This is a genomic window from Nocardioides sp. NPDC058538 (genome assembly GCF_042719275.1).
In the GTDB taxonomy this organism is placed as follows: Bacteria; Actinomycetota; Actinomycetes; order Propionibacteriales; family Nocardioidaceae; genus Nocardioides.
In genome coordinates this window covers 56,691-73,314 of sequence record NZ_JBHXNY010000015.1, presented here as the reverse complement: position 1 = coordinate 73,314, position 16,624 = coordinate 56,691, and the positions used below count along the sequence as shown (strand labels likewise).

Annotated in this window: 18 protein-coding genes; 6 read left to right on the top strand and 12 right to left on the bottom strand. The window is 69.8% G+C overall.

Annotated features, from left to right (window positions below; all coding sequences use genetic code 11):
* The first annotated feature begins 2 nt into the window (after nt 1-2).
* Entirely contained in the window at nt 3-1,181 is a 1,179-nt protein-coding gene (locus ACFWQC_RS15390; RefSeq protein ID WP_378679349.1) for a hypothetical protein, read from the top strand.
* On the opposite strand, the gene ACFWQC_RS15385 is transcribed toward ACFWQC_RS15390, so the two are convergent.
* Nucleotides 1,178-1,780, bottom strand: a complete 603-nt coding sequence (locus ACFWQC_RS15385; RefSeq protein ID WP_378679346.1) for an AAA family ATPase — start codon at nt 1,778-1,780, stop codon at nt 1,178-1,180. The genes ACFWQC_RS15390 and ACFWQC_RS15385 overlap by 4 nt on opposite strands.
* A 90-nt stretch (nt 1,781-1,870) precedes the next feature.
* Nucleotides 1,871-2,569: an EcsC family protein gene (locus ACFWQC_RS15380; protein ID WP_378679344.1), complete on the bottom strand. Its 699-nt coding sequence runs from the start codon at nt 2,567-2,569 to the stop codon at nt 1,871-1,873.
* 56 nt (nt 2,570-2,625) lie between these two features.
* On the opposite strand from ACFWQC_RS15380, the gene aat reads away from it, so the two are divergent.
* A complete protein-coding gene (aat, locus tag ACFWQC_RS15375) occupies nt 2,626-3,354 on the top strand; it encodes a leucyl/phenylalanyl-tRNA--protein transferase (protein ID WP_378679341.1) in 729 nt (242 codons plus the stop codon).
* An 8-nt stretch (nt 3,355-3,362) separates the two neighbouring features.
* Here aat and ACFWQC_RS15370 read toward each other — a convergent pair whose 3' ends face one another.
* Together ACFWQC_RS15370 and ACFWQC_RS15365 are read right to left on the bottom strand one after the other, a co-directional pair.
* Complete coding sequence (locus ACFWQC_RS15370) at nt 3,363-3,689, bottom strand: rhodanese-like domain-containing protein (protein WP_378679339.1); 327 nt, start codon at nt 3,687-3,689, stop codon at nt 3,363-3,365.
* A 9-nt stretch (nt 3,690-3,698) separates the two neighbouring features.
* Complete coding sequence (locus tag ACFWQC_RS15365) at nt 3,699-4,562, bottom strand: Fpg/Nei family DNA glycosylase (RefSeq protein WP_378679336.1); 864 nt, start codon at nt 4,560-4,562, stop codon at nt 3,699-3,701.
* A gap of 205 nt (nt 4,563-4,767) precedes the next feature.
* Here ACFWQC_RS15365 and ACFWQC_RS15360 point away from each other — a divergent pair, with 205 nt between their 5' ends.
* Entirely contained in the window at nt 4,768-5,964 is a 1,197-nt protein-coding gene (locus ACFWQC_RS15360; protein WP_378679334.1) for an AAA family ATPase, read from the top strand.
* Between the two features lie 102 nt (nt 5,965-6,066).
* The gene (poxB, locus tag ACFWQC_RS15355) at nt 6,067-7,791 is read left to right on the top strand and encodes a ubiquinone-dependent pyruvate dehydrogenase (protein WP_378679332.1); all 1,725 of its coding nucleotides are present in this window, start codon (nt 6,067-6,069) and stop codon (nt 7,789-7,791) included.
* Here the strand turns inward: poxB and ACFWQC_RS15350 are convergent.
* The gene (locus ACFWQC_RS15350; protein WP_378679330.1) at nt 7,788-9,242 is read right to left on the bottom strand and encodes a dihydrolipoyl dehydrogenase family protein; all 1,455 of its coding nucleotides are present in this window, start codon (nt 9,240-9,242) and stop codon (nt 7,788-7,790) included. The genes poxB and ACFWQC_RS15350 overlap by 4 nt on opposite strands.
* 1 nt (nt 9,243) lies before the next feature.
* Complete coding sequence (locus ACFWQC_RS15345; protein WP_378679327.1) at nt 9,244-9,816, bottom strand: hypothetical protein; 573 nt, start codon at nt 9,814-9,816, stop codon at nt 9,244-9,246.
* Between the two features lie 143 nt (nt 9,817-9,959).
* On the opposite strand from ACFWQC_RS15345, the gene ACFWQC_RS15340 reads away from it, so the two are divergent.
* Entirely contained in the window at nt 9,960-10,535 is a 576-nt protein-coding gene (locus ACFWQC_RS15340; protein WP_378679324.1) for a TetR/AcrR family transcriptional regulator, read from the top strand.
* On the opposite strand, the gene ACFWQC_RS15335 is transcribed toward ACFWQC_RS15340, so the two are convergent.
* The 6 genes from ACFWQC_RS15335 to ACFWQC_RS15310 form a co-directional block, all read right to left on the bottom strand.
* Complete coding sequence (locus ACFWQC_RS15335) at nt 10,528-11,454, bottom strand: ABC transporter substrate-binding protein (RefSeq protein ID WP_378679321.1); 927 nt, start codon at nt 11,452-11,454, stop codon at nt 10,528-10,530. The two genes, ACFWQC_RS15340 and ACFWQC_RS15335, sit on opposite strands and share 8 nt — an antisense overlap.
* 28 nt (nt 11,455-11,482) lie before the next feature.
* Nucleotides 11,483-12,202 carry an ABC transporter permease gene (locus tag ACFWQC_RS15330; RefSeq protein WP_378679318.1) on the bottom strand — a complete coding sequence of 240 codons (720 nt, stop codon included), beginning with the start codon at nt 12,200-12,202 and terminating at the stop codon, nt 11,483-11,485.
* Nucleotides 12,199-12,855: an ABC transporter permease gene (locus tag ACFWQC_RS15325; RefSeq protein ID WP_378679315.1), complete on the bottom strand. Its 657-nt coding sequence runs from the start codon at nt 12,853-12,855 to the stop codon at nt 12,199-12,201. Before ACFWQC_RS15325 ends, ACFWQC_RS15330 begins: the two co-directional genes overlap by 4 nt.
* The gene (locus ACFWQC_RS15320; protein WP_378679468.1) at nt 12,852-13,913 is read right to left on the bottom strand and encodes an ABC transporter ATP-binding protein; all 1,062 of its coding nucleotides are present in this window, start codon (nt 13,911-13,913) and stop codon (nt 12,852-12,854) included. The genes ACFWQC_RS15325 and ACFWQC_RS15320 overlap by 4 nt, the downstream gene beginning before the upstream one ends.
* 203 nt (nt 13,914-14,116) lie before the next feature.
* Nucleotides 14,117-14,650 (bottom strand): cysteine dioxygenase, encoded by a 534-nt coding sequence (locus ACFWQC_RS15315; protein WP_378679312.1) that lies wholly within the window; start codon nt 14,648-14,650, stop codon nt 14,117-14,119.
* Nucleotides 14,647-15,540, bottom strand: a complete 894-nt coding sequence (locus ACFWQC_RS15310) for an amidohydrolase (RefSeq protein WP_378679309.1) — start codon at nt 15,538-15,540, stop codon at nt 14,647-14,649. Before ACFWQC_RS15310 ends, ACFWQC_RS15315 begins: the two co-directional genes overlap by 4 nt.
* Nucleotides 15,541-15,605: 65 nt before the next feature.
* Between ACFWQC_RS15310 and ACFWQC_RS15305 the strand changes: the two genes are divergently transcribed.
* A complete protein-coding gene (locus ACFWQC_RS15305) occupies nt 15,606-16,622 on the top strand; it encodes an NADP-dependent oxidoreductase (protein ID WP_378679306.1) in 1,017 nt (338 codons plus the stop codon).
* The last annotated feature ends 2 nt before the right edge of the window (nt 16,623-16,624 follow it).

The following is a 16,624-nucleotide window of genomic DNA, read 5'->3' as shown; positions in this document are numbered from 1 at the left end:
GCGTGCTGCTTCATGTCGGCACCCCGAAGACGGGCACGTCCTATCTTCAAGACGTCCTCTTCCATAACCGGGAGTCCCTCACCGGGCAGGGAGTCCACTACTTCGCCGACCGCTTCGACGCCCACTTCCTGGCGGCCCTCGATCTGATGGATCTGCCCTGGGGCGGCATCGAGGAGGAGGCGACCGGCGCCTGGGACGCCCTCGCGGAGAAGGTGCGCGCCGTCGAGAACGGCACCGTGATCATCTCCCACGAGATCCTGGCGAGCGCGTCCTGGCAGCAGGCCAAGCACGCGCTGGACTCGCTGGGCGACTCCGAGATCCACATCATGCTCTCCGCGCGCGACCTGGCCCGGCAGATCCCGGCCGAGTGGCAGGAGAACGTCAAGCACCGCTCGGTCGTGACCTACGCCGAGTTCCTCGAGGAGATCCGCGACCCCGCCCGCGAGGGCCGGATCGGATCATGGTTCTGGGGCGTCCAGGAGCTGCCCGACATCCTCGACCGGTGGACCCAGGGCATCGCGCCCGAGCGCGTCCACCTGATCACCGTCCCGCCGCCGGGGTCGTCCTCGTCGCTGCTGTGGGAGCGGTTCTCCACCGCCTTCGGTCTCGATGATCTGACCATCGACTTCGAGGGGATCGACCGCGGCAACCCGTCCCTCGGCGTACCCGAGGCGGCCCTGCTCCGCGAGATCAACCTGGCGGTCGTGCCGGTGCTCGAGCCGGCCGACTACCGTCCCTTCGTACGCGAGTTCCTGGCCCACCGCACGCTGGCCAAGCGCCGCGACTCCGCGCGCCTGGCGCTGTCCCCCTCGATCCTGCCGTGGGTCGAGTCGCTCTCCGAGAGCTGGGTCAAGGCGCTGACGGGACGTGGCTACGACGTGGTCGGCGGGCTGGAGGAGCTGCTGGTCCCAGTTGACCTGGCGGACAAGCCGTTCGTCGACCCGGACACCATCTCCTCGCGCGAGGTCCTCGACGCCGGCGTCGCGACCATCGACGCTCTGCTCCAGGAGGCCATCCGGCTGCGCAAGTCCGAGGCCCGGCTGGAGGACGAGGTCGATGAGCTGCGCGCCGAGCTGGAGCACACCCGGTCGCTGGTGCCGAAGCAGCGGGCCCGCGAGGGTCTCGAGCGTCGCTGGTGGGGCCGGGCGGTCCTGAAGCTCTACCGCCTCGTCCGCCGTTAGAGGATCGCCTCGAGCCGTGCCGCGGCGCGGGCACGGTCGAAGACGTGGACCTTGTCCCAGGACCCGTCGGCGTCACCGAAGGTCGCCGCGGTCAGGAGCCGCGGCTGAGCATCGGTCCAGCGGTCCCAGTGACGCTCGAAGGCGTCCGTGCGGACCATCCGCCCGCGCTCGCACTGGCCGTCGATCGCGGCGACGCGCGGCACGTCGATCATGACCAGCGACGTACGCCAGCCGCGAGCGTGGGCGATGCGCCCGAGCAGCTCGCGCCTGCCGGGTCGGGTGGCCGGGTCGTGGACGAGGAGCGTGGGGCGATCGGGGGTCGGGCCGAGCAGGACGAGGACCAGGGTCGCGATCGCGTGCCACAGGTGCACCAGTGGCCGGTAGAGGCGGTAGGGCACCTCCGGCAGCCGTGCCGCGAGCCAGCGACCCGGGGTCTCGGAGTCGAGGGTCCGTACGTCGGGACGCCGGTCGGCCACGCCCCGGATCAGCGTGCTCTTGCCGGCGCCGGGTACGCCGCCCAGGAGGAGCAGGTGAGGTCTCACCTCGACCCCGGCAGCGCGGGCTGGGCTGATCGGGGCGTACGACGTGTCGAGGGTCATCTGCTGCTCCTCCCAAGCGGACACCAACAGTGTGGCGTTCCGTGCTCTGAGGAACGTTGGACGGACCTGTGAAGTTCCTGTGAGCCGGGCTCAGCCGTTGTCGGGGTGACGCGGCAGCAGCTCGCGCGAGGCGTACCGACCGATCTGGTAGGTCATCCACCCATCGGCCCCTCCGCCGACGACACCGCCGACCAGCGGTATCCGCTTGGCGGCCATGGAGATCATGCCCCTGCCAGTGACCCGGCTGAGCAGCTCCTGGGCCACCTCCGAGGCGACGATGGCATCGATCGCGCGGTCGTAGGTCGGAGCGGTCGCGATGGCCATCGGCGGAGCCGGGATCTTCTTCTCCTGGATCTGCTTGCCGACCTTCTCCTCGCTCAGGAGGGTGAGCAGGATGGCGTTGCGCACCCGAGGATCGGTCAGGTCGTAGCCACGAAGATGCGCGATCGCGGCCACCATGCGGCACTGGATGATGGCCATCCCGGTGATGTTGGCCGGGAGCGTGATCGCCTGGGTGACCAGACCGCCGATGTTGGTCGCGAAGCCGCCGACACCGGCCAGCCGCACGTGGTTGTCGATGACCTGCTTCACCGCGAGATCGACGTCGTTGTCATGGTCCTTGAGGTGCTTCTCGGCGGCCGCGGCAGCTCCTGGGAGCGGGCCCACCCCGACGATCGCGTGGTGCAGCGCCTGCCGGACCACGGTGGTGGTCACGCCGGGAGCGGACTGGATGACCTTGGGTGCGAGCCGGCCAGCCGCACTGGTGAGCACTGCCTTGGGACCGATCATGAGCCAAATCTTAAGTGTGTGGTGGTTGGCGCCGCACGGGGCGATAACGTTTCGTCGTGGCGAATCTTCGGGGACCGATCGAACCCGAGCCCTCGCCGTGGGCTTTCGCCGACCTCCGGGACCCGGGCGCGGGCCATGGCGGGGCCGAGCTGGACGATCTGGTGGGAATGGGCGCGGACGTCGCGCCCGGGACACTCCTGGCCGCGTACCGGCACGGGATCTTCCCGATGCCCGGGGAGTCCCCGCGCGATCCGATGATGTGGTTCTCGCCGGTCAGGCGCGGCGTACTCCCGCTGGACGGGCTCGTCGTCTCGCGGTCCTTGCGCAGGTCGGTGCGGGACTTCGAGATCAGGATCGACACCAGCTTCGACGAGGTGGTGGCCTCGTGCGCCGACCCGCGCCGGCCCCACGGCTGGATCGACAAGCGGATCCGGCGGGCCTACGGCGACCTGCACGAGCTGGGCTGGGCGCACTCGGTCGAGGCGTGGCAGGACGATCGACTGGTCGGTGGGCTCTACGGGGTCGCGATCGGCGGTCTCTTCGCCGGGGAGTCGATGTTCCACCGGGTCCGCGACGCGTCCAAGGTCGCCCTGGTCGGGCTGGTCTCGGCTCTGGGCGAGGCGGGGTCGATCGACCAGCGGATCCTGGACGTGCAGTGGCGCACCGACCATCTGGCCTCGCTCGGCGTCGTCGAGGTGGGTCGCAACGACTACCTCGACCGCCTGGAGAAGGCGCTCAGGCTACCGCTCCCGGAGGCGTTCGGCGGTCCTCCGGCCGAGTCCTAGCGGTGGTCCTAGAGGACGTACGCCTCGGCGCCGGTCTCGCTGACCATCGGTCGCCCGGCGGCGGCCCAGTCGAGCATCCCGCCGGAGAGGTTGACGACCTCGAAGCCTTGCTGGGCGAGGTAGTTGACCGCCTGGGCACTGCGTCCGCCGACCTTGCAGACCACCAGGGTCTGGCCCTCGGGAAGCTCACCGAGTCGCGCCGGGAGCTCCTGGAGCGGGATGTGGGTCGCGCCCTCGATGTGGCCCGCGGCCCACTCGTCGTCCTCGCGGACGTCCAGGACGGCCACGGGCAGGGGATCGGGCACTCCGGTGATCTCGACGGTGGGGATGGTCACCGGTCAAGCCTACTTGAGGAGCCGGGACATCCGCCGATCGGCGAGCGGCTTCCCGCCGGTCTGGCAGGTGGGGCAGTACTGCAGGCTCGAGTCGGCGAAACTGACCTCGAGGACCGTGTCTCCGCAGACCGGGCACTTCTTGCCGGCCTTGCCGTGCACGGCGAGGTTGGACTTCTTCTCGCCCTTCAGCTCGCTCATCGCCAGGCCGGAGTCGCGCTCGACGGCCTCCTTCAGGGTCGTCCGCAGCGCGTTGTAGAGGCTCTCCGACTCCTCCTCGGTCATCTCGGCGGGCTTGAACGGCGACATCTTCGCCGCCCACAGGATCTCGTCGGAGTAGGCGTTGCCGATGCCCGCGATGATCGACTGCATCCGCAGCACGCCCTTGATCTGCTTGCGGCCCTGACCGGCGAGGATCTCGCGGAAGCGGGCCAGCGTGAAGTCGTCGGCCAGCGGGTCGGGGCCCAGTGAGGCAACACCCGGGACGTCGTGCGGATCGTGGACGACGTAGAGCGCCAGGCGCTTCTTGGTGCCGCCCTCGGTGATGTCCAGCCCGGTGTCGTCGTCGAGCACGACCCGGATCGCCAGCCCTGACTTCGATCCCGGCCGTGGCGGTGTCGCCGGGATCTCGTCGCGCCACCTGATCCAGCCGCCGCGGGCCAGGTGCAGCACGAGGTGGACGCCGCTCGCCTCGATGTCGATGAACTTGCCGTGGCGGGTCACGTTGTCGACGAGCGTGCCCTCGACGGCGGTCAGCGGCGGATCGTACGTCTTCAGGGCGCTGAACTGCGCGACGTGCACCTTCGTGATCGCACGGCCGTCGAGGCGCCCGCGCAGGTCCTCGGCGAGCGCTTCCACCTCGGGGAGTTCCGGCATGTCCGCGAGTCTAGATCGTCAGGCTTGCGTGAGGGGAGGAAATCCCGCTACGATCGAACACACGTTCGACGCTAGCGATCGATGTGAGTGTCTGCGCCTTTCTAAGATCCATCCTAGAAAGGCGAATAGAGACCTACGCTCATGAAAGATGTGGCTCGCTAGCCAAATCTAAGACGCGTCCTATAGATGTGGATATCGTCTGATCATGGACCCCATCCGCAATCCGTACGCTCCTGGCGCCGGTCAGCGGCCCCCTGAGCTCGCTGGTCGTAACGAGCAGCTCGGGCAGTTCGACGTGGTGCTGGAGCGGGTGGCGCGCGGTCGTCCGGAGCGGTCGCTGGTGCTCACCGGGCTCCGCGGCGTCGGCAAGACGGTCCTGCTCAACACCCTGCGTTCTGCGGCGGTCCGTAAGGGCTGGGGCACCGGGAAGATGGAGGCGCGCCCCGACCAGTCGCTGCGCCGGCCGCTGTCGAGCGCCCTGCACCAGGCGGTGCGCGAGCTGGGGCATCCGAGCTCCGACGACGTCGACCACGTGCTCGGCGTGATCCGCTCCTTCGCCCAGCGGGAGGCCGGTCCCAACGCCAAGCTGCGCGAGCAGTGGTCCCCGGGCATCGAGGCGCCGGCGGTGCGGGGCCGGGCCGACTCCGGTGACATAGAGATCGACCTGGTCGAGCTGCTCACCGACGTCGGCGGGCTCGCCGCTGACGTCGGCAAGGGCGCCGGCGTATTCATCGACGAGATGCAGGACCTCGGCCCCGACGACGTCTCGGCGATGTGCGCGGCGTGTCACGAGATCAGCCAGTCGGGGCTGCCGGTGATCGTCGTCGGCGCCGGCCTGCCGCACCTGCCGGCCGTGCTCTCGGCGAGCAAGTCCTACTCCGAGCGGCTCTTCTCCTACCAGCGCATCGACCGTCTGCAGCGCGACGCCGCCGACCGTGCCCTTGCCGCCCCCGCGGGCGAGGAGGAGGCCGAGTTCGAGCCTGCCGCCCTGGCGGAGATGTACGCCGCCACCGGCGGTTACCCCTACTTCATCCAGGCCTACGGCAAGACCGTGTGGGACCAGGCGCCCCGCTCCCCGATCACCGTCGAGGACGTGAAGGTCGCCGCCCCCGAGGCCGAGCGCGAGCTGGCGGTCGGCTTCTTCGGCTCGCGCTACGAGCGCGCCACTCCTGCCGAGCGGGACTACCTGCGGGCGATGGCCGACGCGGCCGTCGAGCTCGGCGCCGACGACATCGGCACCGTCGCCACCGCGGACGTCGCCGCCTTCTTGAACAAGAAGCCGCAGTCGCTCTCCCCTGCACGTGACGCGCTGATGAAGAAGGGCCTGATCTACTCCGGTGAGCGCGGCCGGATCGCCTTCACTGTCCCTCATTTCGGCCGCTACCTACGCCAGCAGGGTTAGCAGTAGGCAGTACTCGGATCTGCCGGCCTCCGCGGCTGAGTCAGCCGGACCGCATCGACGCTGCTCTACGGTGGAGGACGTACGCGCCGAGAAGGAGACTGCATGTCGACCATCGCCGAACAGATCGTGTCCACCTTGTCCGCCAGTGGCGTCCGCCGCGTCTACGGGATCCCGGGTGACTCCCTCAACGGGTTCACCGACGCGCTCCGCAAGAACGGGGACATCGACTGGATCCACGTACGTCACGAGGAGGCTGCCGCGTTCGCGGCGGCTGCCGACGCGGCGGTGACGGGTGAGCTGGCGGTGGTCGCCGGGAGCTGCGGGCCGGGCAACCTGCACCTGATCAACGGGCTCTTCGACGCCAACCGCTCCCGGGTGCCGGTGCTCGCGATCGCCGCGCAGATCCCGACCGCCGAGATCGGCACCAACTACTTTCAGGAGACGCATCCGCAGGAGCTGTTCCGGGAGTGCTCGGTCTACACCGAGTACGTCGCCCAGCCGAGCCAGATGCCGCACGTGCTCGAGATCGCGATGCGTACGGCGGTCGAGAAGCAGGGTGTGGCCGTGCTGGTGATTCCCGGCGACGTCGCGCTGGCCGAGTCCGTGGTCGAGCGGACCGTCGAGATCCGCCCAACGCGCTCGCGGGTCATCCCGGACGAGGACGCGATCAGGCGGGCGGCCGACCTGCTGAACGCCGGTGAGAGGGTCACCATCCTCGCCGGTGCCGGCTGTGCCGGCGCGCACGACGAGGTCGTGGCCCTGGCCGAGACGCTCGGCGCCCCGGTGGTGCACGCGCTCCGCGGCAAGGAGTTCCTGGAGTACGACAACCCCTACGACGTCGGGATGACCGGCCTGCTGGGCTTCGCCTCCGGCTATCGCGCGATGGAGCGGGCCGACACGCTGCTGATGCTCGGCACCGACTTCCCCTATCGGCAGTTCTTCCCGAAGCACGCCACAACCATCCAGGTCGACGTACGCGGCGAGCAGCTCGGCCGTCGCCACCCGATCGAGCTCGGGTTGGTGGGGACGGTGAAGGACACGGCCTCGGCGTTGCTGCCGCTGCTCGACCGCAGCGGTGACCGGCGGCACCTGGACGACTCCCTGGACCATTACCGGCGCACCCGGACCAAGCTCGACGAGCTGGCCACCCCGTCCCGGTCGAAGGCGCCGATCCATCCGCAGTACCTCGCCCGTCTGGTCGACCAGACCGCCTCCGACGACGCCGTCTTCATCCCCGACGTCGGCTCCCCGGTCGTGTGGGCGGCGCGCTATCTGACCATGAACGGTCGCCGCCGGCTGATCGGCTCCTTCGCCCACGGTTCGATGGCCAACGCGCTGTCACAGGCCGTCGGAGCCCAGGTCGCCCATCCGGGCCGGCAGATCGTCGCGCTCGCCGGTGACGGCGGGCTCACGATGCTCCTCGGTGAGCTGGTCACCCTCATCCAGAACCGGCTCCCGGTCAAGCTAGTCGTGTTCAACAACTCCTCGCTCAACTTCGTCGAGCTCGAGATGAAGGCCGCCGGCTTCGTCACGTACGGCACCGACCTGGTGAACCCGAACTTCGCCGACGTCGCCAACGCGATGGGCATCTACGCGCGTCGCGTCGAACACTCCGCCGACCTCCCGGACGCGGTCGCCGACGTCCTCGCTCACGACGGCCCTGCGCTCCTCGACGTCGTCACCGAACGCCAGGAGCTCTCCATCCCGCCCAACATCACCGCCGAACAGCTCAAGGGCTTCACCCTCTACGCCCTCCGGTCGGTCATGTCGGGTCGGGGTGACGAGCTGATCGACCTCAGCAAGGCCAACCTCCGCCAGCTGTTCTAGCGATCGCGTCCCGCGGTCTCGAGCAGGCGGAGCCAGATCTCGCTGATGGTCGGGTAGGCGGGGACCGCGTGCCAGAGGCGGTCGAGCGGGACCTCGCCGACGATCGCGATGGTGGCGGCGTGCAGGAGCTCGGAGATGTCCGGGCCGACAGCGGTGAAGCCGACGAGAACCTTGCGCTGCTCGTCGATGACCATCCGCGCCTGACCGCGGTAGCCGTCCGCGTGGAGCGACGATCCGGCGATCGAGCCGAGGTCGTAGTCGACGACGCCGACCTCGATGCCGGCCGCCTCGGCCGACTCCGCGGTGTGTCCGACGGCGATGACCTCGGGGTCGGTGAAGATCACCTGGGTGACGGCGCGCTCGTCGGCGGTGGCGGCGTGACGCCCCCATGCGCTCAGGTCGGGCTTCTCGCCGCGAGCGCGTGCCGCGATCAGATCGCCGAGCGAGCGGGCCTGGTACTTCCCGTGGTGGGTCAGCAGCGCTCGATGGTTGACGTCACCCGCGGCGTAGAGCCAGCCCTCCTCGAGCTGCCCGCTGTCGTCGACCACGGCCAGGGCGTCGTCGACCTTCAGCCAGCTTCCGGGCTCGAGACCGACGTGCTCCAGACCGAGGTCCTTCGTGTTGGGGACCCGACCGGTGGCCACCAGGACCTCGTCCGCGGTCACCTCGGTGCCGTCGGAGAGGGTCACCCGCACCTCGCCGCCATCATCACGCCGAGCCTCGGTCGCGCCGGCGTCCAGGTGGAGCGTCACCCCGTACGTCCGGAGAGCCTCGGCCACCTGCTCGCCCGCGAACTTCTCGACCCCCGGCAGGAGCCGGGTGCGGGAGATCAGCGTCACCTGCGACCCGAGGGCGCTGAACGCGGTCGCCATCTCGGCGCCGACCACCCCGCCGCCGATGATCGCCAGGCGATCGGGGACGGACTGGGCGCCGGCGGCCTCGCGGTTCGTCCAGGGGCGGGCCTCGTCCAGGCCGGGGATCGGCGGGATGAGGGAGGAGCTGCCGGTGGAGACGACCACGGCGTGGCGCGCCTGGAGGGTCGTGGTCGTGCCGTCGGAGTCGGTGACCGTGACGGCGCGGGTGCCGGTGATGCGCCCGTGCCCGCGGACCAGGGTGATCCCGGCGCCCGTCAGCCACTCGACCTGGCCGGAGTCGTTCCAGTTGGAGGCGAAGCTGTTGCGCCGGGCGAACACGGCGGCGGGGTCGAGCGTGCCCGTGACCGCCTGGCCGGCGGCCGGGAGGGCGCGTGCGGCACGCAGCGCCGCCGCGTCGCGGAGCAACGCCTTCGTCGGCATGCAGGCCCAGTAGGAGCACTCGCCGCCGACCAGCTCGCTCTCGACGACGGCCACGCTCAGCCCGCCCTGCACCGCGCGGTCCGCGACGTTCTCCCCGGTGGGTCCGGCCCCGATGACGATGACGTCGACGGTCAGTTCCTTGCTGGTGGTCGTCATGTCAGTCGACCTTACCCGCGCGCTGACGCAGTCGGAGGGCAGAGATCAGGAAGAAGATGCCACCCAGCGTGGCGTAGCCCGCGAGGCCGGTGAGTGACGCCTTCGGGCCGGCGGCCATCAGGATGAATCCGGTTCCGGCGAAGGTCGAGATCCCGCCGCTGAGGATCATCGCCCACTGACCACCGAGTCGGTAGCGGCGTACCGCGACGAACAGCTGGACGAGGCCGGCGGTGATCGCCCAGGCGCCCCACACCCGCAGGATGTCCGGGATCCCGGAGGCGGCCGCGACGGCGACGCCGACTGCGGTGAGCAGGCTGAGCGCCATGTTGACGTACAGCAGCACGCGCGGGCCCTTGGCGCCCGAGGTGCGGTGGTCGACCACGGCGGCCACCACGTCGAACAGCGGGTAGATGACCAGCAGAGCGATGCTCGCGCCGTTGAGCGTGGTCGCGGTGAGTGCGACCAGGACGGCCCAGACGATCGCGAACCCGAAGCGGAAGAAGTAGAGCTTCGGCAGTGCGCTGGACGGGGTGATCAGTGTGCCGGAACGGCCGGTCTCGACGGAGGTGGACATCGGATCCCTTTCTCGGAATCAAACTGGGAGACAGAACGATCGTTCTACCTGGATCGAGAGTCTGCAGCAACCGGTCTGCAAATGCAAGACCGATCGTTCTGTCTGCTACCGTCGAGACAACGAGTAACGAGAGGAAATGACGGATGTCTGAGGCCCGGGACCGACTGCTCAGCACGGCGAGTCGGCTCTTCTACACCGAGGGTCTGCACTCGGTCGGAGTGGATCGCGTGATCGCCGAGGCGCAGGTCACGCGGGCGACGCTCTATCGGCACTTCCGGAGCAAGGACGAGCTCGTCGTGGCGTACCTGACGCAGGCCGACGAGGCGATCCGGGCGCGCATGGATGCCGCCCGGGCGGAGGTCGAGGACCCCGACGACCTCATTCGGGCCGTCGGCCGGTCGATCGCCGCGGACATCCAGAGCGTGGGGTTCCGAGGTTGCGCGTTCCTCAACGCCGCGGCCGAATACCCGGACCCGGAACACGTGGTCCATCAGGCGGTGCTGAAGCACCGGCAATGGTTCCTGGCCACGATGACCGATCTCTTCGCGGCGACCGGCAAGCCCGACTCGGAGTTCGCCGGCCGCCACTTCGTCATGTTGCGAGACGGTGCGATGGCTGCCGGCTGTCTGACCGATCCCGCCCCGGTAAGTGAGACGTTCCTGCGAGGACTCGAGGGACTTCTGACCTACCGGAGCGGCCTGGGGTCAGCTCTCAGCTGACGCCGTTGTCGGCGAGGAACTCCTTGGCGACCGTGGCCGGGTCGGCCTTGTCGACCTGGACCTTGGCGAGCGCCTCGGTCAGGTTGGCGGTGGTGAGCGCCTCGGAGACGGCGTTGAGCGCGGTCTCGGCGTCGCTGCTGAGCGCCTCGGAGCGGATCAGTGGGACGACGTTCTGGGAGAGGAAGAGGTTCTCCGGGTCCTCCAGGACCACCCAGCCATTGGTGGGGATCGAAGAGTCGGTGGAGAAGACGTTGGCGACGTCGATGTCGCCCTTGGTCAGCGCGCTGGTGGTCAGCGGGCCGCCGGCGTCGAGCGGCTTGAACTCCTTGAACGTGACCCCGTAGACCTCATCGAGACCGACGAGCCCCTGGTGGCGCTCCTTGAACTCCGAGGCGCCGCCGAGCGAGAGGTCCTTCGCGACCGGAGCCAGGTCCTCGATGCTCTTCAGGGAGTACTTGTCAGCCGTCGCCTTGGAGACGGTGAGGGTGTCCTTGTCCTCGGCCTCCGACTGCGGAAGGGTCTCGCTGCCCTCCGGCAGGACCTCCTGGAGCGCCTCGTAGACGTCCTCGGGGGCCGAGACGTTCTCCGGGACGCCGTCGGGCTTCAGGTAGGCCAGCAGGGCGCCGTTGTACTCCGGCAGCAGGTCGATGTCGCCGCTCTTGAAGGCCTCCATGTAGACCTCGCGGGACCCGATGTTGGGCTTGGTCTCGACCTTGACGCCCTCGGCCTCGAGAGCCTGGGCGTACATCTCCATGAGCAGCTCGCTCTCGGGGAAGTTAGCCGAGCCGACGACGATCGTGCCGCCGCCCGAGTCGGAGTCCGATCCGGAGTCGAGCGGGTCACCGCCGCAGGCGGTCAGGGTGCCTGCCACGGCGAGCGTCGCGAACAGGTACGCGGTGGTGCGGATTCGGCGGGACATTGAGATACCTCTCGGGTTGCTGGATTGATCAGCCGGCGCCAGCGGGTTGGCCGGCGGGTTCGGGGCGGAGGGTGGTCGGACGGTCGCCGGCCTCGCGGCCGTCGACGCCGGGCGAGACGAGGAGGCGCTGGGTACCCGCGAGCGCCAGGTCGATCGCGACCGCGAGCACGGCGAGCACGATCGCACCGGCGACCACCATGTCGTACTGGAGCGTCGCCAGTCCGTCGAAGAGATAGCGGCCGAGACCGCCGAGACCGACGTACGCAGCGATGGTCGCGGTCGAGACCACCTGGAGCGACGCGTTGCGCAGGCCGCCGATGATGATCGGTAGCGCGATCGGGACCTCGACGCGCCAGGCGATCTGGGCCTCGGTCATGCCGACCCCTCGTGCCGCGTCGACGGTCTCGTCGGCGACGGACTGGATGCCGGCGTACGTCGTGGCGAGGATGGGCGGGACGGCGAGCACCACCAGAGCGATCGTGACCGGGACCAGACCGATCCCGACCAGGCCGAGCGCGAGCATGAGCACGCCGAGGGTCGGCAGCGCGCGGCCGGCGTTGCCGAGGTTGATGGCGATCAGCGCGCCGCGGCCGGTGTGGCCGATCAGCAGACCGATCGGGAAGGCGATCACGGCCGCGATCGCCAGGGCTAGAAAGGTGTAGCCGAGGTGCTCGAGAATGCGCTGGGGGAAGCCGTCGGGGCTGGTCAGCGACCAGTTGGCGGCGTCGAGCAGGTAGTCGAGACTCATCGCGCACCCGCTCTCGCCCACGGGGTGAGCCCGCGCTGGAGAGCGACGATGAGGACGTCGGCGATGACCGCGAGGGTGACCGAGAGGACCAGCCCGATGATGATCGGCGGCAGGTAGAAGCCGAGCTGGAACCCTCGGGTGAAGAGCTGCCCGAGGCCGCCGATGCCGATCAGGGCCGCGATGCTGACCATGCTCACGTTGGCCACCGTCGCCACCCGCAGACCGGTCAGGATCACCGGCATCGCCAGCGGCAGCTGGACCGTGAACCAGCGGCGTACGGGTCGATAGCCCATCGCGGTGGCGGCCTGCAGGACCGTGGTGTCGACCGCGTCGAGACCGTCGGCGGTCGTGCGGACGAGCAGGGCGAGCGAGTAGAGAGTGAGCGCGATGACCACGTTGATCGGGTCGAGGACGCTGGTGCCGAGGATGCCCGGGAGGAGCAGGAGCAGCGCCAGCGACGGGACGGTGTAGATCACGCTGCCCGCGGTGAGCGCGATGTGGCGTGCCGGGACGTAGCGATGGACCACGGCGCCCAGCGGCAGGGCCAGGACGAAGGCGATCGCCACCGGGATCAGAGCGAGCCAGATGTGCTGGACGAGCGCGGTGAGGACGTCGTCCGCGTTGGTCTCGAGGTAGCGCCAGATCTCGCTCATCCAGCGTCCTCCGAGGTGGCCAGCGCCGCCAGGCGCTCCCGCTGCTGCGAACGTACGCTGCCGGCCAGGTCCTCGAGCAGGACCAGGCCGTCTGCCCGACCCTCGGCGTCGACGCGAATCGCAGCGCCGGCGGGCGAGAGGATGATCAGGTCGGTGACCGTACGCAGGTTGGCGCCGTCGCTGAAGGTGCCCTCGGTCGGGAGGAGCCCGTCGGTACCGCGCCAGCCCAGCGGTCGCCCGTCGGGGTCGACCTCGAGGGTGAGCCCGTCGACGCCGTGGTCGATGGGTTTGAGCGCGACCGAGCTTCCGTCGGCGAAGCCGAGGCCCCGGAAGCCGCGGTCGCGACCGACGAGCGAGGCGACGAAGTCGTCGGCCGGAGCGGCGAGGAGATCGGCGGGCGGGGCGAACTGGGCCAGGCGGGCTCGTTGGTCGAAGACGGCGACCTTGTCGCCGAGACGGATCGCCTCGTCGATGTCGTGCGTGACCAGGACGATGGTCTTGCCGAGCTCGCCCTGGAGCCTGAGCAGCTCCTGCTGGAGGTCGTCGCGTACGACCGGGTCGACGGCCGAGAACGGCTCGTCCATGAGCAGCACCGGCGGGTCCGCCGCGAGTGCCCGGGCGACGCCGACGCGCTGCTGCTGGCCGCCCGAGAGCTGAGCCGGGTAGCGCTCGCCGAGGTTGGCGGCGAGCCCGACGCGCTCGAGCAGGTCGAGGGCGCTCGTGCGGGCCTCCCGGCGGGAGATGCCCTGCAGGATCGGGACGGTGGCGACGTTGTCGAGCACCGTGCGGTGCGGGAAGAGCCCGGCGCCCTGGATCACGTAGCCGATCTCGCGCCGCAGCTGCGCCTCCGGGCGGCTGGTGACGTCGTCACCGTCGATCAGGATCCGGCCGGAGGTCGGCTCGATCATCCGGTTGATCATCCGCAGCGCGGTCGTCTTGCCACATCCCGACGGCCCGACGAACACGGTGATCTGCCCGGTGTCGACCTTCAAGGAGAGGTCTTCCACGGCAACGGTGCCGTCCGGATAGCACTTGGTGACGCCCTCGAACTCGATCACAGCCACCGCTCCTGTCTTTTGTTCTTCACCTGCGGACGCCGTTGCACAAGATCCTCAGCCTGCCAGATCTGGGGAAGGAACCGAAGATGTTAAACGGACAGGGACGTCGGGTTCGCCGTCCGAGCCTCGTTCCTCGATGCTTGAAATCTGCCACATCCCGGGACTCGACGCCCGAGATGTCGACTCGGCGCGGCGCAGGTCGTTCAGTCCTCCAGCGGTCGCAGCTCGTCGGCGTAGGAGACCGAGACGCGGCGCATCACGCCGTCGTCGCTGATCGCGTACTGCCCCATCCGCCACAGGGGCGGCGAGTAGGCGTGAATCGAGACCGCGCCGTCGACCGCACCGCTCATCCGGTGGATGTGGTCGGGCCCGAAGCCGAAGCTGCGACCCGCGCCGACCTCCCGTTGCACGGGATCGCCGCCGAACCTCGGCTGCTGCTCGAAGACCGATCCGTGGGTCACCGCGACCGCGCCCGAGGAGATGTCGTGGTCGTGCCAGCCGGTGTCGTCGACGGTGTTCCAACACAGCAGCCAGACGTCGATGTCCTTGTCCCGGTAGAGCGATACGTAGTGGCGACCGCCGGTGTCGTGGCGCACCAGGTGCTCCCACCGCTCGGGGTGCGCGGCGAGCTCGTCGACCCACGCGCGCAGCTCGCCGGGAGTGAGCGTACGTCTCGGCAGGTCGGGCAGGTTCGCGGCGCCCAGAACGGTGTCGACGGTCGGTTCGGTGATGGTCATCGGGCTCCTCCGGTGAGCAGGTGGTGCGGGTTGGCGACGAGGATCGCCCGGCTGAGGGCTCCGCTTCGGCCGAGGTCGGTCGGCTCGGCGTAGGGTCGGTCCGAGCCGTTCACCAGCGGGTCCACGCCGACCACGCGCGACATCGCGTCGATCGCCTGGGTGCCGTAGGACGAGGTCTCGTAGTAGACGTGCCGGTCGATCGCACCGAGGCTCCCGCCGCGTTGCGCGAGGCGCTCGTGGTGGAGCGGCGCGAGCCCGGCCAGCGCCACGAAGGCGATCCGCAGGGTCGGCAGCAGCGACCGCCCCGCGACGTGCCAGGAGTGCCATGCGGCGCTCTGCTGGGCGACGTACGAGGTCAGGGCGGGCCACCAGTTGGGCACGTCGGTCGGCGTGCTCGGGCCGGCCGGACCCGGGTGCACGAGGACGGGCAGGTCGGCCTGCTGGGCGGTCGCGAGTACCGGCGCGAGGGCCTCGAGCGCGGCCGGGGTCGACAGCGCGGTCGCCGGTACCTGGAGGCCGTGGACGCGGTCGTGCGCCAGGGTCTTCGTGAGGCCGTCGAGGTCCGGTTCGACGAGCGCCGGCGCGGCCCACAGCCCGTAGTCGGCGGGCAGGTCGTCGGCGAAGCCGTGCCAGGCGTCGAGCAGTCCGTACGCCTCGACCGGGGCGAGCGACTCGATCCCGAGCGGGCTGGAGAGCGACAGCAGCACGAGGCGGTGCTCCTGCTCCGCACGGCGGGTGAGATCGTGGTCTGCCGGATCGACGGAGTAGGGCGGCTCGCCGTCGAGATGGAGCACCCAGCCGTCGAGGTACGGAGGCTGCCGCCGGCGGCGCAGCTCCTCGACCAGTGCGGGCGGCCACAGGTGCTGGTGGACGTCGACCGATCGCTTCATGTGCTAAGTCAATAGGTTTAGTTGTGATTAAGCAAGCCTGCCCGCCGGTGAGGCACCATGGCGGGATGACCGAAACGAACACCCAGATCCTGCTCCGCGCGCGCCCGGTCGGTGAGCCGACCGCCGACGACTTCTCGATCGTCACCTCCGAGGTGCCGGCGCCCGCGGAGGGCGAGGTGCTGCTGCGTACGAAATACCTCTCGCTCGACCCCTACATGCGCGGGCGGATGAGCGATGCGCCGTCGTACGCCGCTCCGACCGCCTTGGGCGACGTGCTGCCCGGCGCCACGGTCGCCGAGGTGGTGGAGTCGCGCGATCCGTCGCGGCAGGTGGGCGACGTGGTGCTGGCGTACGGAGGCTGGCAGGGGTTCTCCGTCGCGCCGGCCAAGCACACCCGCCGCCTCGATCCGTCCGTCGCACCGGTCTCCACCGCGCTGGGCGTGCTGGGGATGCCGGGGTTCACGGCGTACGCGGGGCTGACCCAGATCGGGCAGCCGAAGCCCGGCGAGACCGTCGTCGTGGCGGCCGCGACCGGTCCCGTCGGCGCCACGGTCGGACAGATCGCGAAGATCCTCCGCTGCCGCGCGGTCGGCATCGCCGGCGGGCCGGAGAAGGTCGCGCATCTGACCGAGCTCGGCTTCGACGCCGCCCTCGACCATCGCGCACCCGACTTCAAGGATCAGCTGAAGGCCGCGGTCCCCGACGGGATCGACGTCTACTTCGAGAACGTCGGCGGTCACGTGTGGAACGCGGTGCTGCCGCGGCTCAACAAGTTCGCCCGGGTGCCGGTCTGCGGGATCGTCGCGCACTACAACGACACCGCCGCGCCCGAGGGACCCGACCGGGCGCCCGGTCTGATGCGGCACGTGCTCAACAAGTCCCTGCTGATCAGGGGTTTCATCCAGGACGAGTTCGTCCGCGATCACCAGCGCGCTTTCCTCACCGAGGCGACCGGCTGGCTGGCCGAGGGCAAGCTGCGCTATCGCGAGGACGTCACCGAAGGGCTCGAGAACGCACCCGCCGCGTTCAACCGGATGCTCCGGGGTCAGAACTTCGGCAAGACGGTGATCAAGGTCAGCTGACC

Bases quoted from the DNA above. Each gene is read 5' to 3' on its own strand.
- ACFWQC_RS15385 (WP_378679346.1), bottom strand. From the start codon at position 1,780: ATGACCCTCGACACGTCGTACGCCCCGATCAGCCCAGCCCGCGCTGCC.
- ACFWQC_RS15380 (WP_378679344.1), bottom strand. From the start codon at position 2,569: ATGATCGGTCCCAAGGCAGTGCTCACCAGTGCGGCTGGCCGGCTCGCA.
- ACFWQC_RS15365 (WP_378679336.1), bottom strand. From the start codon at position 4,562: ATGCCGGAACTCCCCGAGGTGGAAGCGCTCGCCGAGGACCTGCGCGGG.
- ACFWQC_RS15360 (WP_378679334.1), top strand. From the start codon at position 4,768: ATGGACCCCATCCGCAATCCGTACGCTCCTGGCGCCGGTCAGCGGCCC.
- poxB (WP_378679332.1), top strand. From the start codon at position 6,067: ATGTCGACCATCGCCGAACAGATCGTGTCCACCTTGTCCGCCAGTGGC.
- ACFWQC_RS15350 (WP_378679330.1), bottom strand. From the start codon at position 9,242: ATGACGACCACCAGCAAGGAACTGACCGTCGACGTCATCGTCATCGGG.
- ACFWQC_RS15345 (WP_378679327.1), bottom strand. From the start codon at position 9,816: ATGTCCACCTCCGTCGAGACCGGCCGTTCCGGCACACTGATCACCCCG.
- ACFWQC_RS15340 (WP_378679324.1), top strand. From the start codon at position 9,960: ATGTCTGAGGCCCGGGACCGACTGCTCAGCACGGCGAGTCGGCTCTTC.
- ACFWQC_RS15335 (WP_378679321.1), bottom strand. From the start codon at position 11,454: ATGTCCCGCCGAATCCGCACCACCGCGTACCTGTTCGCGACGCTCGCC.
- ACFWQC_RS15330 (WP_378679318.1), bottom strand. From the start codon at position 12,202: ATGAGTCTCGACTACCTGCTCGACGCCGCCAACTGGTCGCTGACCAGC.
- ACFWQC_RS15325 (WP_378679315.1), bottom strand. From the start codon at position 12,855: ATGAGCGAGATCTGGCGCTACCTCGAGACCAACGCGGACGACGTCCTC.
- ACFWQC_RS15315 (WP_378679312.1), bottom strand. From the start codon at position 14,650: ATGACCATCACCGAACCGACCGTCGACACCGTTCTGGGCGCCGCGAAC.
- ACFWQC_RS15310 (WP_378679309.1), bottom strand. From the start codon at position 15,540: ATGAAGCGATCGGTCGACGTCCACCAGCACCTGTGGCCGCCCGCACTG.
- ACFWQC_RS15305 (WP_378679306.1), top strand. From the start codon at position 15,606: ATGACCGAAACGAACACCCAGATCCTGCTCCGCGCGCGCCCGGTCGGT.